General features: G+C 32.0%; 14 protein-coding genes. 2 read left to right on the forward strand and 12 right to left on the reverse strand.

The genetic code is table 11. The annotated features are described in order from the left end of the window. Position 1: 1 nt before the first annotated feature. The 10 genes from L8W40_RS01280 to L8W40_RS01325 are packed head-to-tail and all read right to left on the reverse strand — an operon-like array spanning position 2 to position 8,847. Positions 2 to 829, reverse strand: a complete 828-nt coding sequence (locus tag L8W40_RS01280) for an MlaD family protein (protein ID WP_133319166.1) — start codon at positions 827 to 829, stop codon at positions 2 to 4. Then, positions 829 to 1,551 (reverse strand): ABC transporter ATP-binding protein, encoded by a 723-nt coding sequence (locus tag L8W40_RS01285; RefSeq protein WP_220567028.1) that lies wholly within the window; start codon positions 1,549 to 1,551, stop codon positions 829 to 831. Before L8W40_RS01285 ends, L8W40_RS01280 begins: the two co-directional genes overlap by 1 nt. Continuing rightward, positions 1,548 to 2,648 (reverse strand): MlaE family lipid ABC transporter permease subunit, encoded by a 1,101-nt coding sequence (locus tag L8W40_RS01290; protein ID WP_393921358.1) that lies wholly within the window; start codon positions 2,646 to 2,648, stop codon positions 1,548 to 1,550. Before L8W40_RS01290 ends, L8W40_RS01285 begins: the two co-directional genes overlap by 4 nt. A 1-nt stretch (position 2,649) precedes the next feature. Continuing rightward, the gene (gene tkt / locus L8W40_RS01295) at positions 2,650 to 4,554 is read right to left on the reverse strand and encodes a transketolase (RefSeq protein WP_263664484.1); all 1,905 of its coding nucleotides are present in this window, start codon (positions 4,552 to 4,554) and stop codon (positions 2,650 to 2,652) included. Between the two features lie 3 nt (positions 4,555 to 4,557). After that, positions 4,558 to 5,403, reverse strand: a complete 846-nt coding sequence (locus tag L8W40_RS01300) for a polyprenyl synthetase family protein (protein WP_220567046.1) — start codon at positions 5,401 to 5,403, stop codon at positions 4,558 to 4,560. Continuing rightward, positions 5,403 to 6,482 carry a PDZ domain-containing protein gene (locus L8W40_RS01305; RefSeq protein WP_263664485.1) on the reverse strand — a complete coding sequence of 360 codons (1,080 nt, stop codon included), beginning with the start codon at positions 6,480 to 6,482 and terminating at the stop codon, positions 5,403 to 5,405. Before L8W40_RS01305 ends, L8W40_RS01300 begins: the two co-directional genes overlap by 1 nt. Continuing rightward, on the reverse strand, positions 6,479 to 6,784 hold the full coding sequence (locus tag L8W40_RS01310; RefSeq protein WP_039667857.1) for a YbaB/EbfC family nucleoid-associated protein: 306 nt from the start codon (positions 6,782 to 6,784) through the stop codon (positions 6,479 to 6,481). Before L8W40_RS01310 ends, L8W40_RS01305 begins: the two co-directional genes overlap by 4 nt. After that, positions 6,785 to 8,068, reverse strand: coding sequence for a UDP-N-acetylmuramoyl-L-alanyl-D-glutamate--2,6-diaminopimelate ligase (locus L8W40_RS01315; protein ID WP_263664486.1), 1,284 nt, complete (start codon positions 8,066 to 8,068; stop codon positions 6,785 to 6,787). Next, positions 8,052 to 8,591, reverse strand: coding sequence for a histidine kinase (locus tag L8W40_RS01320; RefSeq protein ID WP_133319159.1), 540 nt, complete (start codon positions 8,589 to 8,591; stop codon positions 8,052 to 8,054). The genes L8W40_RS01315 and L8W40_RS01320 overlap by 17 nt, the downstream gene beginning before the upstream one ends. Then, on the reverse strand, positions 8,578 to 8,847 hold the full coding sequence (locus L8W40_RS01325) for an iron-sulfur cluster biogenesis protein NfuA (RefSeq protein ID WP_039619526.1): 270 nt from the start codon (positions 8,845 to 8,847) through the stop codon (positions 8,578 to 8,580). Before L8W40_RS01325 ends, L8W40_RS01320 begins: the two co-directional genes overlap by 14 nt. Positions 8,848 to 8,969: 122 nt before the next feature. Here L8W40_RS01325 and L8W40_RS01330 point away from each other — a divergent pair, with 122 nt between their 5' ends. Further along, positions 8,970 to 10,211 carry a multidrug effflux MFS transporter gene (locus L8W40_RS01330; protein ID WP_263664487.1) on the forward strand — a complete coding sequence of 414 codons (1,242 nt, stop codon included), beginning with the start codon at positions 8,970 to 8,972 and terminating at the stop codon, positions 10,209 to 10,211. A gap of 133 nt (positions 10,212 to 10,344) precedes the next feature. Further along, the gene (locus L8W40_RS01335; RefSeq protein WP_263664488.1) at positions 10,345 to 10,926 is read left to right on the forward strand and encodes a zeta toxin family protein; all 582 of its coding nucleotides are present in this window, start codon (positions 10,345 to 10,347) and stop codon (positions 10,924 to 10,926) included. A gap of 167 nt (positions 10,927 to 11,093) precedes the next feature. On the opposite strand, the gene flgE is transcribed toward L8W40_RS01335, so the two are convergent. Next, on the reverse strand, positions 11,094 to 13,550 hold the full coding sequence (flgE, locus tag L8W40_RS01340) for a flagellar hook protein FlgE (RefSeq protein WP_263664489.1): 2,457 nt from the start codon (positions 13,548 to 13,550) through the stop codon (positions 11,094 to 11,096). Positions 13,551 to 13,685: 135 nt separating this feature from the next. Then, on the reverse strand, positions 13,686 to 14,291 hold the full coding sequence (locus L8W40_RS01345) for an NYN domain-containing protein (RefSeq protein ID WP_263664490.1): 606 nt from the start codon (positions 14,289 to 14,291) through the stop codon (positions 13,686 to 13,688). Between the last annotated feature and the right edge of the window lie 266 nt (positions 14,292 to 14,557).

Consider the following 14,557-nt stretch of genomic DNA (forward strand, 5'->3'; position numbering starts at 1 on the left):
TTTATTCTCCTGGAGCATATTGAGTAGCCTTATCTTTATAAATTATATCTGAAGGATTTTGCTTTAAAATATTTAATAATTGCGTAAAATCTAAAAACAAAACTCTTAAAATATCCAAATTTTCATTTAAGAGCATTCTACTTTTATTAAGCTCATTAAGTTGGCCATTAGCATTGTTTAAAAAATTTGAAAATTCATCTGCACTTTTGCCAAGTTTAGAACTTGTTTTATTTAAATTTGCTAAGAATGCTGGTACATTAGCATTTAAATGTGCAGAAAATTCTGATGAATTTTGCAAAATTTGCTCTATGTTTTTTAAATTTTTATCACTTAAAAGTTTTTCTAATTTTATTTTTGAACTTGTGATTAGTTCTAATAAATTTGAAGTTTGCTTATCTATGCTTGCAAAAAAACTTTCTTTTGATTTTATAATAGGATAAACATCATCACCTGCTCTCAAAACACTAGCTTCCTCACTACCTCCTGCAAGCTGAATAAATTTAAATCCTGTTATGCCTTGAATTTGCAAACTTGCATAAGTATCTGTTTTAACAACCAAACTAGAATCAAGCTTAACTAAAATTTTTACTCTTAGTTGCTTACTTGAGCTATCTATACTGATATTTTCAACACTTCCAACATCTACTCCTAAAAATTTAACTGGAGCTTTTACACTAAGTCCTGCAACTGATTCTTCCATATAAATTTCATAATATTTGAATGATTTTTCATCTTTTAAATTTCCATACCACACTATAAAAAACAAACTGATAAAAAATAACACACAAACAAAAATTCCAATCAAAATATAATTTGCTTTGTTTTCCATTATTGCATAAACCTCTCATAAAGTCTTGGATTTTGCTCTTGCAAAGCCTCAACATTTCCCAAAAAACCAACTTTTTTTTCTTCTATAATCAAAAAGCGGTTTAAAACATTTTTCATACTCTCTTTATCATGAGTAATTAAGACTACACATAATTTAAAGCTTTGTTTTAAACTCAAAAGCAACTCATCAAATTCTCTTGAGCTATAAGGATCAAGCCCAGAAGTTGGCTCATCTAAAAAAAGTAATTTAGAATCAAGCGCCAAAGCTCTAGCTATGGCCACTCTTTTTTTCATACCCCCACTTAACTCACTAGGATAAAGCTTTGCCACGCTCTCATCAAGCCCTACCATCTTAAGCTTCATCATAGCTATTTCTTTAATGTCGTTTTTGCTAAGTTTTGTGTATTCAACCAAAGGTATGCTAATGTTTTCAAGTATATTAAAAAAGCTAAATAATGCTCCATATTGAAAAACAACACCCCATTGTTTTTGCAAAAACAGAGCATCTTCATCGCTTATATTTTTTAATCTCTTACCTAAAATTTCATACTCTCCCTTATCAAAATGCTCAAGCATTAACATTTGTCTTAAAAGCACAGATTTACCACTACCACTACCACCTAAAATGCCAAAAATTTCATTATCTTGCACTTCAAAACTAATATCTTCATGCACACATTTACTTCCAAAATAAGTGCTGATATTTTTAGCCTTTATAATCAAAATCCAGCCTTTGTCAAAAATACAGAGAAAATCGCATCAAAAGCTATTACCCAAAAAATAGCATTTACCACACTTTTTGTCGTATAAACACCTATGCTTTCGGTAGTTTTTTGTACAAAAAATCCTCTAAAACAAGCAATAGAAGCAATCAAAAATCCAAAAATAGGTGCTTTTATAAGTCCTATGATAATATGTTTTAGCTCCACTGCTTCTTTGAAACGACTCATAAACTCACTCGCACTAATTTCTAAACTAAACCAAGCAACTACAATTCCACCTATAATACTTAAAATATCAGCTACTATTACTACCAAAGGCATAGCAAGTGCTAAAGCTAAAACTCTAGGCAAAATGATAAATTCACTTTCTTTAAAACCCATAGTTTTCATCGCATCAATTTCATCAGTAAGTTTCATTACTCCAATTTGAGCTGTATAAGAACTTGCACTCCTGCCTGCAATAACAATAGCACTAATTAATGGTGCAAGCTCTCTAGTGGCAGAAATTCCCATTAAATCGACAATATAAATATTAGCTCCAAATTGTGCAAGTTGATACGCAGCTTGATAAGCAAGCACCACACCCACAAGCAATGAAGTTAGCATAATAATAGGTAAAGCATTAATAGCGCTATTTTCTACATGATATAAAAATGCCTTAAAGCGAAGTTTTTTAGGGTTTAAAAGTGTTTTAAAACAAGTATAAATAATAAGTCCTATGAAATTTAAAAACTGCACTAAAATTGTAAAAGAATTTGCAACTTTCTTTCCTAAATTTTCAAAAAAATCTTTGATTGTTTTTTTATCTTCATAAGAATCACAAAAGCTTTTGTAGTGTTTTTGACAAAGTTCAAAAAGCTTAGCATGCTCGCTTTTAAGATTTATCCTACTAAGCTCAAAACCTTTTTGCTTAAATTCATTTTCTAAAGCTAGAAAATACCTAATTCCGGCAGTATCTATAAAATCTAAATTTGCAAAATCAAAAATAATATTTTTTTGAGTAGGAAAATCTAATTTTTCCAATTTTCCTACGCTTGTTTTATCCCATATACCAAAGACGCTAAAAATGCATTCTTGATTTTTAACATCTTTGATTATTTTATTTTTCATTACATAGACTTAAAATATATGAGCTTAATTTCTCCTCACTAAATCCAAAATGCTCAAATACATCTTTATCTTTACCACTCTCACCAAAACTTTCTATACCATAAAGCTCATCACAAATTCTATAAAGCTCGTTTGAATTTGCAGCTTCCACGCCTATAACCTTACCTTGTAAAATTCTTTCTTTATAAGATTTTTCTTGAGCAATAAATAACTCACAACAAGGCATAGAAACCACATTAGTAATCACACCTTTTTCTTTTAAAATCTTAGCTGTTTTTACACATAATGACACTTCACTACCACTTGCTAAAAGTGTAAATTGCGCATTTGCGTTTTCTTCTAATAAATAAGCCCCATTTTCAACATCTCCAAAAACAGGCTCGCTTAAAGCACTTAACTTTTGACGCGATAAAACAAAAACACTTGGCATATTAGTTTTAAGTGCAATCTGCCATGCTTTTACATTTTCAACCCCATCAGCTACTCTAAATGTCAATGAATTTGGCATAGCTCTAAAAGTGCTAAGCTGCTCTATAGGTTGGTGTGTTGGGCCATCTTCACCTACACCTATACTATCGTGAGTAAAGATGAAAAAGTGTTTAGCCCTCATCAAAGCTGCTATTCTTGCAGCAGGTTTTAAATACTCACTAAATATAAAAAAAGTAGCACAATAAGGCAAAAACAAACCATATCTTGCAAAAGCATTTGATATAGCAGCCATTGCATGCTCTCTTATACCATAGTGGATATTTTTTCCATTTGGAAAATCGCCCATATCTTTGAGTTCAGTTTTATTTGATGGACCTAAATCTGCACTACCACCTAAAAATCCCGGTAAGGCTTTAGCGATAGCATTTAAAATCACACCATTGCTATCTCTAGTAGCTAAATCTTGTCCTTTAAAATCAGGAAATTGTATTTTTGAAAAATCAGGCTCTAAAAGCTCTTTTAGCAATGCTTGCTTCTCTGCATTTAAATTTTGCACTTTTTGATTCCATTTAGCTTGTGCTAAATCCCCAAGTTCTATTGCCCCGCTAAAGCGAATTTTAACTTCTTCTGGGATTTCAAAAGTTTTTTGTGGATCAAAACCTAAAGCCTCTTTTGCCTTTTTTATAAGCTCTTCGCCCAAAGGTGCTCCGTGAGAATGATGACTTCCCTCAAGATCTAAAGCTCCTTTAGCTATAGTAGTATGAGCGATAATCAAACAAGGCTTTTTGCTTTCTTTAGCAGTTTTTAATGCTAAATCAATTTGCTCAAAATCATGCCCATCTATCTCAAGTACTTCAAAATTTTGCGCTCTAAAACGCTCTTTTACATTTTCATTAAAAGCAATGGCCACATCACCTTCAATTGAAATATTATTGCTATCATAAATGATGATTAAATTATCAAGGTTATGCACACCTGCTAAAGAACAAGCCTCATAAGAAATTCCTTCTTGTAAATCTCCATCACCGCATAAACAATATACTTTATGATTGATAATATCCTCACCCAAAAGCAAACTTGCTTTTTTGGCTGCCATAGCAAAACCAACCGCATTTGCAATGCCTTGTCCTAAAGGCCCTGTGGCGATTTCAACACCTGGAGTGAAAACTTCAGGATGACCTGGGGTTTTAGAGTGTAATTGACGGAAATTTTTTAAATCTTCTAAACTTACATCATAACCGCTCAAATGTAAAAAGCTATAAAGCAAAGCACTAGCATGACCACCTGAAAAGACTAATCTATCGCGGTTTAACCATGTAGGATCTTTTGGATTATGCACTAAATGAGTACTTAAAACACTTATAATATCTGCTAAACCCATTGGAGCACCTGGGTGGCCTGAATTTGCTTTTTGCACCATATCCGCACATAAAAATCTTATAGTGTTGGCTTGTTTTTGTAACATTGTTTAACCTTTTAAATATTTATCAATCAAAATTTGAAGCTCATTAGCAAGCTTAGAGTCTAAATTTTTCATTTTTTCTTCACATAAAGCAATTTTATCATCTTTTGCCTTTTTAGCACCTTCTAAACCTAAAAGTTTAACAAAAGAATTTTTATGCAAATCATTATGAGTTGGCTTTCCTGCTTCTTGAGTATCTAAAGTCGCATCGATAATATCATCTTTGATTTGAAAAACTAATCCTATCAAAAGCCCTATTTCATAAATTTGCTCGCATTCTTTTTCATCTAACTCACAAATTTCACAACCCATTTTTAAAGCCGCTGCAATCAATCTTGCAGTTTTATGAATGTGCAAAAACTCAACTTGCTCTAAATTTAAAGGCATATCTTCAAAATAACAATCAATAGCTTGCCCGATAATCATACCACCAAGCCCTGCATTAAAGGCTAGAGTTTCTATGAGTTTTAATCTAACATTTTCTTTTAAATCAAGCTTAGAAAGAAGTAAAAAAGCTTGAGTATTTAAAGCATCGCCCACTAAAATAGCCGTAGTTTCATCATATTTTTTGTGTAAAGTTTGCTTTCCTCTACGCAAAGAAGCATCATCCATAGCGGGCAAATCATCATGTATTAAAGAGTAAGTGTGGATAAATTCCAAAGCCAAAGCTGCATTTAAAGCCTTTTCAAACAAAGCAGGATTTTTAGCATTAACTATACCCAAAAGCAGTTGGGCTCTAAAATGCTTCCCACCAGCTTCTAACATCCATTTTAATGCTTCATTAAAAAATGGATGAAAACTTTGAGTTTTAGGAAAATTTTGCTCTAAATGCTGTTTGAATTTTTCTAAAATCACTTATTTAGCCTTATAAAAAAGTCAAAGTATCCTTTATTAAAATGCTCAAAGTCATTATTTTTCGCTGAAGGGATATTGCTTGCTTGTCTTGAGACTAGAATATCAAAAGTATTAGCTTGAGCTAAAACAGCTTGAAGTTCATTAAAATTGTTGATTTTTTGATTATTAATTCTTAAAATCTTATCCCCTTTTAAAAATCCAGCCATTTGTGCTTTAGAATTTGGAGTAACTTCTGTAACATTCATTTTCATATCTACGCGTAATCCTAGATTACTATAAAAAGAACTTGGCTTAGTTTGAACCACTTTTTTAGGCTTAGCAAATGCACCCAAGTCTTTATCAAAAACCATAGTGGAGATATTAACATCTTTATTATCTCTTAATACATTAAAGTATAAAGTTGCACCGCGATCAGCAAATAAAATTTTTTCATTTAGTTTTCTTAAATCATCATAAGCTTGTCCATCAACACTCACAAGCTCATCATTAAGTAAAAATTGTCCATTTTTACGCACATTTTTAACATAAATTTTGCCATCACGCATATCAAAATCCACACCTATATCACCCCAATAAGCATCAGGATATTTTGCAAAGTGTTTTAAATAACGATTACCTATAAGTTTGCCATCTTCTAAACTTATACCAAGCATTTTACAACACGGCGAGTTAAGTTCTCCGATTTTAGAAGCAAAGTCAAGTTGATCACGCTCTGTCAAACTTTGCCCAAAATACTTCAAATGTCCTATATAGCTTTTATTGCTATCTAAAATTCCCACCCAACTATTGCGTGTTAAATCTTCTTCATTTCCCATAGGTGCAGGAATTAAACTAAAATCTGTTTTTACTAAATACAAATTTAAAAAGGGATCATATTTAGTATAGCTGTTTAATTTCGCGTTTTTAGTTTTAACTACTGCTAAAGTATTTTCATTTAAGGCAAAGGCAGGTAAGCCCTCATAAATCAACATACTAGCTTTATTTTTTTCATAACAACCCAAAAAATCATTAAAAGTCGGTCTTGGCACAGCAAAAAGTGTGCAAACTACACCCAAAATACAAAGTAAAATTCTCATAGCATTCCCATTCCGCTAAATAAATTACTAGCCATTGATTTTTTATTTTGTTCTACCATTTTCATCACATCATTAATCGCTGCTATTAGTAAAATTTGCATAGACTCTTTATCTTCTAACAAAGAATCATCAATGTTTATATCGATGATTTCACCTTTTCCATTAGCACTAACTTTTACTAAACCACCACCACTTTTTGCACTAAATTCTTTTTTTAAAGCTTCTTGCTCTAATTCATTTGCTTTTTCTTGAGCCTTAGTTAAAAGCTCGCCCATTTTAGAAAAATCCATATTTTCAAACATTTATTTTCCTTCTTTTAATATCTCTAATACTACTTGTTTATCATTAAAAGGATATTTTACACCCTTGATTTCTTGATAAGTCTCATCGCCCTTACCCAAAATCACTACAAAATCATCTTTTGTTTTAAGCTCTAATGCTTTTTTGATCGCTTCTTTTCTATCACATTCTATAAAAACACTCTCATCTTTTTCTATACCATTTAAAATATCATTAATTATATCCATTGGCTCTTCTGAACGCGGATTATCACTTGTGATGATGAGTTTTTTAGCATAGTGTTTGGCAACTTTAGCCATTAACGGACGCTTAGTTTTATCTCTATCTCCCCCTGCTCCAAAAACCACAATCAAATCACGATATTTTAAAGCATCTAAAACTTTTTCTATGCCATCGGGCGTATGAGCAAAATCTACAATCACATCTTTTGCAACCACTTGCATTCTACCCTCAATGCCACCAAAATTACTAATGGCCTTTTCAAGCTCTTTTAAATTTGGCTTAACAAGTTCATTTACACAAGCGCTTGCGGCCAAAAGATTATAAAGATTAAAAAGCCCCACCAAAGAAGAATCAATCATAAAAGTTTCTTTACCAAAATTTACCACAGCTTCAATGCCATTTTTTAAAGCATAAGCTTTAATGTGATAATAACTTGGATTTTCCACTCCATAAGTAAAAGCACCTTTGACATTAAAATTTATAGCTTTTGCATCTTTGTTGATAAATTTCATACACTCATCGGTAAAAAAACTTTCTTTTGCCGCTTGGTAGTTTTGAAAATCCCCATGAAAATCTAAATGATCTTGAGTGATATTAGTAAAAATTTTAGCCTTAAACTCAAGCCCTTCAATGCGATTTTGCACTAAAGCATGCGAGCTTACTTCCATAATCAAAAATTCACATTTTTCCTTACTTGCTAAAGATAAAAACTCTAAGGTTTGTAAAATAGGAGCAGTAGTTAAGCCTTTTGGAGTGATATTTTTATCATTTATAAAACTACCCCTAGTTCCCATTAAGGCACATTTAAAACCTAAATCAAGCAAGATAGAGTAAATAGCCCCCGCGGTAGTTGTCTTGCCATTTGTGCCTGTAATGCCTATGATTTTAATATTTTCATCTATATTTAAAAGCTTCTTGCATTCGCCAATGCCAATAACTTTTGCTTGTTTTTCTAAAGCTTGATGAAGAAATTTTTCATTTTGAGTAGTTTTTAAGAAAAAACAATCTTTTTCGCATTCATTAGAATTATCACAAATGAAAGTATTTTCAATCTTTACTATCATAATTTAATTCCTTGATTTTCTCACTAAGCTTAATAAATCTATAATTAGAATAAAAATGCGCTGAAACATCTTCCATATAAGCTACGAGCATATCTTTATAACCATGTTCTAAAAGCTTTTCTAAAAAATCCACAAAATCTTCTTTATCGTTAATAATAAGTTTATTAGATATTATAACATTTTCTAAAGCTTGTTTAAACCCAACTTTTGCTTCGCTAAGTAAAAAATCTTGATAACTCAAGCCCTCAAAATCTTCGCTATCTTCTTCAAACTGCACACTTTGGCTAAGATTAATGAGTTTTTCTAAGTCTTTATCTACTTTAGTATTTTTATAATTTTGCATAAAAAATTCAAAAAAAACAAAAGCTTCTTCAGGGCTTTTTAAAGCCAAATCACAAATATTAATAAAAGTTAAAAGTCTCTTATTTTTACGCTTTTCATAAGCGAGAGAAAAATACATCTTAGCATTTTTAAAATCTTTTTTGTAAAAACATTCTATGGCTATTTTTTTATAATTTTGCAAATTCGCTTTCCCCGCCTGCTAAATTTACTATAGTAATATCTGGATGTATATCGATTTTAAGTTGTTTTTCCAAGCCATATTTCAAAGTCGTCCCACTAGCTGGGCAGCCATGACAAGCTCCGGTTAGCTTCACATAAACTACACCATTTTTCACACCCAAAAAATCAAGCCCTCCGCCATCATTTTCTAAAATATGCATAGTTTTAGCTAGACTGGCTTTTACAGGTTCGATTAATTCCTCATCACTAAAAGGCATATTCATAATTTTTCCTTGATTATTTTTAGTTTAATTTTATCTTATTTGCCTTTAAAAAATGTAAATTATTGTTTATTTTAGACTTTTTGCTATACAATGGTAAAAAGACTTTAGGAAATTTTATGCAAAAACACACCCAAATAAAAGGTTTTGAAAAACTCAAACTCATTATCATACTAGGCTTTTTATCTGCCATAGCACCACTTTCAACTGATATGTATTTACCTGCTTTAAATGAAGTAGAAAAAAGCTTTCAAACAAATTCTTTTTACACTCAACTTTCTCTTGCAAGTTTTTTCATCGCCTTTTCTTTAGGTCAGCTTTTATATGGACCATTAAGTGATGTGTATGGAAGAAAAAAACCTTTATATATAGGACTTTTTATTTTTATTTCTTCAAGTATTGCTTGTGTTTTAGTTGATTCCATTCATGCTTTTATAGCTTTGCGTTTTTTTGAAGCTTTAGGGGGTTGCGTGGGTGTAGTCGTAGCAAGAGCTATAGTAAATGATGTTTTTGAGCTTAAAGAAGCAGCAGGAGTTTATGCTTTAATGATGGTTTTTACTTCTTTAGCACCTATGCTTTCTCCTACTTTTGGTGGAATTTTACTTGAATTTTTTTCTTGGCGTAGTATATTTTTGACATTGTTTATTTTAGGCTTTATTTTATTTTTACTTGTTATTTTTGTTCTAAAAGAAAGCAACCTCAACACCCAAGGTAAAAAATTCAATCACAAAGAAGTTGCAAAAAGTTACAAAAAAATCCTAAAAGATCGTCGTTTTGTGGTGTATTTACTTTGTGGGAATTTAATCTTTGCAGGTTTTTTTGCTTATTTAACCGGCTCATCTTTTGTTTTTACACGCGTTTTTGGATTAAGCGAGCAACAATACGCAGCCCTTTTTGGAGCTCATGCTCTAAGTTTTGTTATATGTGCAAATATCAATGCAAGATTAGTCCTTAGATTTTCTCCTTATTATATACTCCCTAGAGCGCTTATGGTAATTACTTTTTTAACTTTTTTACTCATTTTGGGTGCAACTTTTGAGCTAGGTTTTTGGGCTTTTGAAATTCCTTTATGTTTTATCATAGCAAGTTTGGGTTTTATCCTGCCAAATACCACAACCTTAGCTATGGCAAGATCAAAACAAAATGCAGGCAGTGCTTCAGCACTCTTAGGTGCAGCACAATTTGCTATGGCGGGAGTAATGGCATTTTTAGTAAGTCTTTTAAATGCTAATACACCTATATTTTTATCACTTATTTTAGGAACTTGCACATTTTTATCTTTGATTTCTTATCTAAGTTTGATTAATAAAAGAAAGTTAAATAAAATCAAAAAGAAGTTAAGCGTGATTTCTCACGCTTAATTAAGCAATATTTTTGAAAAGATTCACTAACTATATCGAACCTTTTTCAAAAAACTTTATATTTATTTTCAAAACACTTATAAACAATTTATGTTAAAATTTCTCATCAATCAATAAAATAAAGGCTTTATTAATGAAAAAAATAGCTACTATTTTTGCAGGAGCCGAAGGATGTGGAAAAACTACCTTATATTATAATGAACTTGAAAAAAACAAAGACTTTGGACTTAGAATCAACATCGATGAAATCGTAAGTAGCTTTGGTGATTGGAAAAATCGAGAAGATCAATTTAGAGCTTCAAGGATAGCCATTAAAATGCGTGAAAACTATATTAAAAAAGCTTATGATTTTAACCAAGAAACCACACTTTGTGGCACTAGCATTTTATCTTTATTCAAAAAGCTACAAAAAAATTCTTACACTATAAATCTTTACTACATCGGACTAGACTCTCCAAACACAGCAAAACAAAGAGTTAAAATTCGCGTAGCTAAAGGCGGGCATGATATAAAAGAAGAACTTATAGAAAAAAGATACTACGAGTCTTTACAAAATTTTAACACCGTTGCTAAGTTCTGTAATCGCATTACTATTTTTGACAATACTCAAAATTATAAAAAACTCTTAGAATTTAAAAACAACAAGCTAGAAATATTTGAAACTACCAAATGGCTAGAACCATTAATGATAAATTTTAAAAATCCAAGTTTATAAATTTTTATTTTAACTTGTCGATATGCAAATCATGCTACTCACTCCTTAAGGCAAGAAAGAAGTGAGTTAGCAATAGATTGAAGGCTTCAAGGCTATCAAGTATTACAAGGCTACCTCGATAACCTTGTAAAGCTTGATCCCAAGGTTTTTAAAACCTTGGGTTAAGATTATTGTTTTAATTGAAGCAAAGTATTTAAAAGCTGATCACTTGTGGTAATCGTTTTTGAGTTTGCTTGATAACCCCTTTGGATTACGATAAGCTCTGTTAATGCACGACTTAAATCCACATTCGACATTTCTATGGCTGAACCTTTTAAGCCCCCTCTACCGCCTTCGCCTGCATGACCTATGGTAGCTGTTCCTGAGTTTGCTGTCGCTTTATAAAGGTTATTACCCATTTCTTCAAGACCCATGTTGTTTGGGAAAGTAGCTAGAGCAACCTTAGCTAGAGCTAGAGTTTTACCATTTGTAAATTCTCCATAGATATAACCATTCTCATCGGTTCTTAATGCATCTGGTTTTAAGTTACCCCCTGTGTAACCATCAGTTTCTTGTTTAGTGGTAGCTGAGTCTTTATCATAGCTTGTTAAACCATCAAAACCACCTGTTGTACCAAAGTCAAGTTTTATAACTTGATCAGGTTTTGAGCCGTTATTTCCGGTGAAATTTAACACATTCGGCGTATAGCTTTGTAAAGAGCCATCATTACCAAATCTTAAATTTCCTACTACTATATTTCCTGGAGCACCATCACCACTGAAATTAATCTCTGCAGGCTCAGGTACTGAGATGATGATAGACCATTCAGCTCCACCATCTGCTGTTTTACTTTGCTTAGTAAATTGCACAGTTAGCTCATGTCTAGTTCCTAATGAATCAAAAATTTCTATACTAGCAGTATGAGCTGAAAGATACATGTCTTGAGAGTATTTTTCATTATTACCTGCATTGAAATTTCCATCTAAAGCACTAAACATCGCTGTGAATTTATCATTTGTAGCGATTTTATTTACCTCATCTGAAAAACCCGTAACTTTAAAAGTCATATCCTTAGAATTTGTCCCTTTAGGATTGGTGATTTTAAATCTACCATCACTTTCTACTACTACTTCAACCAAAGGATTTGCATCTTCACCAACACCTTGCCCATTATTGGTTGCATTTTCTAAACTTCCATCGCCATCATAATCCACACCCCATCTTGCATCTCTTTGTAAAAGCTCTCTTAAATCTTCCGTAGTGTGAAAAACTCTTTGTCCATTTGCTGTAGGCATATTTTGTGGTGGGTTGTTGCTTGGATTAGGATTTGGTCCTATATCTACACTATTTGGACTATAAATATATTCATGAGCTGTTACAACCTGAACAGAAGTTTTAGCTGCCCCATTTACTGGATCATTATCTGTTGTTCCTAGCCAAGCCCTACGTGCAGTACCTTGCAAAGTTAATACATTGTTTAAAGGGTCTGTTTGAGGATTTCCATTGGTCTGAATTTGCCCTCCTGCTGTAGTATCATCATGTATAACAATATCCAAATTTTTAGATTTTGCTGTGGTTCCTGTGCTATTATCGTTTGTAAAAGTGATTTGTCCATTTACCACCGAAGCTACTACACCAGTTTCAGCTGTCTTAGCATTAATAGCATTGATGAAAGTTTCTTGCCCCACACCTTCTGCTTGAATATTTACACCATTAATAGTAATATTCAATTTTGCAGCATGAGTTGTTTCACCATCTTTAAAACCCCAATATGTATATTGAGTATTTGCTTGCCATTTTGCTCTATCTTGTGGTAAATCAGCGTGCATTTTAACATTTGAAGTATGTTTGGCATCAGCATAACTTACCCATATACCTTGACCACTTCTTAAATTTAAACCCTCACCCTGAGCATTAAACACTACGCCCATATCTACACCTTTTTCGGTTACTTGGGCTCCACTTTTTGAAGTAGTGTAAAATTCAGTATGGCCGGTATCATTTTCATCTATAGCTGTTCCTGTATCAGTTCTCATACCATGAGTAGAATCTAGTGCATAAATAGGACGCTTAGCAGAAGCATTCATACCTAAAGTATTACCACTATCTAAATTTGCTGTAAGTTTTACTGAAGAGCTTGGTCTAGCTGGCATACTCATACCAGGTGGGATCACGATATCACCTACTGAGGTTGAAGAGTCAATTTGGCCTGTTTCTTGATTATAATTCCAACCTTGAACAGTATAGCCGTTATTATCTACGAAATTTCCTACTGCATCTGTTTTAAAGTCCCCTGCACGAGTATAATACTGAGTGGTACCACCATCATTTGATACGATGAAAAATCCATCTCCATTAATAGCCATATCGGTGTTTTTATCTGTGGTTTGGATATTACCTTGAGAGTGAATTCTAGTCGTAGAATTTACGCCTGCACCAAGTCCAACTTGCATAGGGTTTTTACCACCTAGGTTGCCATCTGGAGCTGTAGCTATCTTAGAAGTTTGGCTCATAAGCGTTGAGAAATCCGCACGAGAATACTTAAAACCAAATGTATTAACATTGGCTATGTTATTACCTTCTACATCCATTGCGTATTGGTGTGCTTGGAGTCCTGAAACCCCAGCCCAAAGAGATCTCATCATAATTAAATCCTTTAAAAAATATTGCTTTGTGAATATCTCACAATCTTCTATTGCTTAACCAAGACAAAGCAATAAGTGTTCCAAAAATGTAAATATTTCTAAAACTTGTATAAATTTATAATGTGAATTGTGTAATTAAGAATTGCTAGTATTTTTAAAGACTGATGAAAGAATATCTATATGCTCTAATAAACCTTTTTTGATTTGAGAATTTGGAACTCTCATAGGATCTAACTGAACAATAACCCCTTCTTTTCTTGCGTGTTTTATAGCCGGTATAAAATCGCTATCTGCAGTGATAAGAATGATTTTTTCAATTTGCTTTTTTATAGATAAAGTAGCAATATCTAGTCCTATTTTCATATCAACACCTTTTTGCCTAATATCTAAAACAAAATCATCCTCAGTTAAACTATCGATTTCTATCTCTTTATATAAAAGTTGTTTAAATTTATCATAATTTTTGATTTTCCATTGGAAGTTATTTTCATCAATCTCGCCCAATCTTACAGCAAAATATGGTTGCTGTCTTAGACAATCTAACAAACTAGTTCTAAATTTAAAAGTATCAGTTTTTCCAAGATTTAATGATTTATCTGTTTTTTCTATAGGTGGCATAGGAACATTTTTATTTAATGGTTCGCAGTCATGAACATAAACTCTATATAAATAATCTCTATTTCTTTTAACAGACTCAAACACATAATCTTTTAATCTTTTAGCTAATTCTTCAGGAGTCATATCTTTGATATGTTTTAAAGTGTTATATCTTTCTATAAAAAAGACAAATCCACTAAAACTGCGGTTTTTCTAGGCTGTATGATGGAAAAATTTATGTTTTCGTTAAGGTTACTCATAAAAATTCTAAATACATAACGAGATGTCAATCTAAAAATAAACGGCTAGACGACTTCTCGCTATGCAATGATGATTTATTATAACATAATAAATTAAAATTGCTATAACTTTTCAAAAAGGCATTTGTAAAAATTTTGTAAAGTTTTTTT

This window comes from Campylobacter sp. IFREMER_LSEM_CL1846, assembly GCF_025772105.1.
In the GTDB taxonomy this organism is placed as follows: domain Bacteria; phylum Campylobacterota; class Campylobacteria; order Campylobacterales; family Campylobacteraceae; genus Campylobacter_D; species Campylobacter_D lari_D.

Bases quoted from the DNA above. Each gene is read 5' to 3' on its own strand.
- L8W40_RS01280 (WP_133319166.1), bottom strand. From the start codon at position 829: ATGGAAAACAAAGCAAATTATATTTTGATTGGAATTTTTGTTTGTGTG.
- tkt (WP_263664484.1), bottom strand. From the start codon at position 4,554: ATGTTACAAAAACAAGCCAACACTATAAGATTTTTATGTGCGGATATG.
- L8W40_RS01305 (WP_263664485.1), bottom strand. From the start codon at position 6,482: ATGAGAATTTTACTTTGTATTTTGGGTGTAGTTTGCACACTTTTTGCT.
- L8W40_RS01310 (WP_039667857.1), bottom strand. From the start codon at position 6,784: ATGTTTGAAAATATGGATTTTTCTAAAATGGGCGAGCTTTTAACTAAG.
- L8W40_RS01315 (WP_263664486.1), bottom strand. From the start codon at position 8,068: ATGATAGTAAAGATTGAAAATACTTTCATTTGTGATAATTCTAATGAA.
- L8W40_RS01325 (WP_039619526.1), bottom strand. From the start codon at position 8,847: ATGCCTTTTAGTGATGAGGAATTAATCGAACCTGTAAAAGCCAGTCTA.
- L8W40_RS01330 (WP_263664487.1), top strand. From the start codon at position 8,970: ATGCAAAAACACACCCAAATAAAAGGTTTTGAAAAACTCAAACTCATT.
- L8W40_RS01335 (WP_263664488.1), top strand. From the start codon at position 10,345: ATGAAAAAAATAGCTACTATTTTTGCAGGAGCCGAAGGATGTGGAAAA.
- flgE (WP_263664489.1), bottom strand. From the start codon at position 13,550: ATGATGAGATCTCTTTGGGCTGGGGTTTCAGGACTCCAAGCACACCAA.
- L8W40_RS01345 (WP_263664490.1), bottom strand. From the start codon at position 14,291: ATGACTCCTGAAGAATTAGCTAAAAGATTAAAAGATTATGTGTTTGAG.